General features: G+C 71.9%; 1 protein-coding gene and 1 pseudogene. One reads left to right on the top strand and one right to left on the bottom strand.

Going from position 1 to position 2,442, the window contains the following annotated elements:
- The coding region (locus RIF68_RS34255; protein ID WP_375165785.1) for a spore photoproduct lyase family protein at nt 1-648 on the bottom strand (648 nt) is incomplete at its 3' end.
- A gap of 713 nt (nt 649-1,361) precedes the next feature.
- Here RIF68_RS34255 and RIF68_RS34250 point away from each other — a divergent pair.
- Nucleotides 1,362-2,442: pseudogene (locus tag RIF68_RS34250) on the top strand (ATP-binding protein); the annotation flags it as partial.

The raw sequence follows: 2,442 nt of genomic DNA, 5'->3' as shown, positions 1-2,442 counted from the left end.
CAGCCGCAGCAGATCGGGGTTGACCAGTTTCGTCGCGAAGGACGCCTTGGCCGTGGGCCAGCGGCGGAAGGCGTGGACGAGGTCGGCGGTGTTGTCGCTGATCAGGTCGTCGACCGAGCAGTCACCGTTCTCGCCGATGTCGTAGACCCACGCCCGCTCGTCGCACTGGTTGGGTTCCCTCTTCGGGCCGGTGGCGGCGATGTGGCGGGCGAGGGCGCCCAGGACGCGGTCGACGTTGGTGAAGACGGTGACGGGGTTGGCGTACCCCTTGCGGCGCGGCACGTAGCAGTACGCGCAGGCCATGGCGCATCCGTTGGACAGACCGGGGGCGATCCAGTCGGCGGAACGGCCGTTCGGCCGGACGGTGAGGGAGGAGCGTTCGCCCAGGACCAGGGTCTCGGTCTTGATCCTGACCCAGCGCTCGACGTTCCCCTCGTTGCCGTGCAGGTGCGGGATGCGCCAGTGGGATTCCGTCTCGACGAGCCGGGCCTCGGGGAAGCGCGCGATGATCTGGCGGCCCCGCCACGACGCGGCGGCGGCCGGTTCCGCGTGGATCTCCGCCACGCGCAGCAGTCTGCGCGCCTCGGGCCCGTCACGGAACGGCCGGTCCTCCCGCTCCCCGGTCGCGGCGGCCAGGAGGTCCGCCATGTCGAACAGGCCTTCGGGGTCGCCGGCCGGCTCCTGGGGACGCCGTCGCATGTCCGCTCCGATCCGCTTCGTCACGCACCTTCCCCGGTCCGAAGATCTTGACCGTTACCGAGGCCTTTGTCCCAGTCTACGAAGTCGCCGCGTCGCCTCGCGAACCACCGGGGTCCGGGTGCCGGTCCCGGGTGGCCGGGGGAATTCCGCTCTCACCGTGGGTGACCTTCCCGACGCCGCGGCGCCCCCCGTGATCAGCGGCCCGTGCGGGGCCGGCACGGACCCGGGGCCGGCGGACCGGAGACCGCGAGCGCCCCGTGACCGGGTGTGGATCAGGAGGGACGGTGGCCGGTCCGGCGGATTCCGGTCACGGCCGATTCCGGTGGAGGGCGGGGTGCCACGGCGCCACCGCCCTCTTCCGTTCCGGCCTTCCCGCGTCGGCCCATCGCCTTTCGGCCATCGGTTCTCGGCCTGTCGTGCGAGAGGTAATACCAGACTCGGGCGCTCTACGGGTAAGTTTGCCAACTGCGCGCCGCCGAGGATCGGTTGGCGACTACAGTGTGTGGTTGATGATCATCGGAAGGCTCATCGGAACCACACACCTCACCCCCGCACGTACCGTACGCAGCACCCGCACGACCCCCGGCAGCACACCCCCGTAGTCCACCCCCCGTCGAACATCCCGCAGTACGCCGATTCCCGGGCACGTACCAAGGACACTCATGTCTCAACTTCGCGCACCCTCCTCGCGGTCCGAACGCCGCGAAGGCGGCCGGCACGGCCGGTCAGGCGCCCGTTCCGCCCCCGGTACCAGCGGCAACCCACCGGCGCGGACCCCCGGACAGGTCCCGACGGAAGCCCGCATACGACCCCAGCTCCTCCGCACCTCCGTGCTCCCCGCCGTGGCGGTGGCCCTGGGCGGCGCGGCCGCCGTCCTCTTCACCATCCGCTCCACCGGCGCCAGCCCCACCCCCGGCCTCTGGGCCGCGCTCACCGGGGCCGCGGCCCTCACGGTCGCCTCCGTGACCGCCGCCGCGCTCGGCGCCGACCGGGCGGCCAAGGCCGTCCTGGACCGCTGCAACGCCCTGCGCCGCTCCAGCGCCCGCAGCCAGAGCGAACTCCGCGCGATCGTGGAGCAACTGCGCCGCGGCGAGAGCCCGCCCCCCAGGCCCGCGCTCCCCACGACCGCCCCGTCGGGCGACGAGTTCGACCTGCTCGCCCAGGAGCTGAACCGCTCCCACGAGGCCGCCGTCGCCGCCGTCGTCCAGGCCTCCCGGCTCTCCAGCAGCGTCGGCAACGAACAGAAGGTCGAGGTCTTCGTCAACCTCGCCCGGCGCCTGCAGTCCCTCGTCCACCGCGAGATCCAGCTCCTCGACGAACTGGAGAACGAGGTCGAGGACCCGGAGCTGCTCAAGGGTCTGTTCCACGTCGACCACCTGGCCACCCGCATCCGCCGTCACGCCGAGAACCTCGCCGTGCTCGGCGGCGCCATCTCCCGCCGCCAGTGGTCGAACCCCGTCACCATGACGGAGGTGCTCCGCTCCTCCATCGCCGAGGTCGAGCAGTACCCCCGGGTCAAGCTGGTGCCGCCGATCGACGGCACGCTCCGGGGCCACGCGGTCGCCGATGTCATCCACCTCCTCGCCGAACTCGTCGAGAACGCCACCCTGTTTTCCGCGCCGCACACCACGGTGCTCCTCCGCGCCCAGTACGTCACGGCCGGACTGGCGATCGAGGTCGAGGACCGGGGCCTGGGCATGCCGGTCACCGAGCAGAACAAGATGAACGCCCTGCTCTCCGACC

The organism is Streptomyces sp. (genome assembly GCF_031178505.1).
In the GTDB taxonomy this organism is placed as follows: domain Bacteria; phylum Actinomycetota; class Actinomycetes; order Streptomycetales; family Streptomycetaceae; genus Streptomyces; species Streptomyces gulbargensis.
This window is presented reverse-complemented; position numbering and strand designations above follow the sequence as displayed.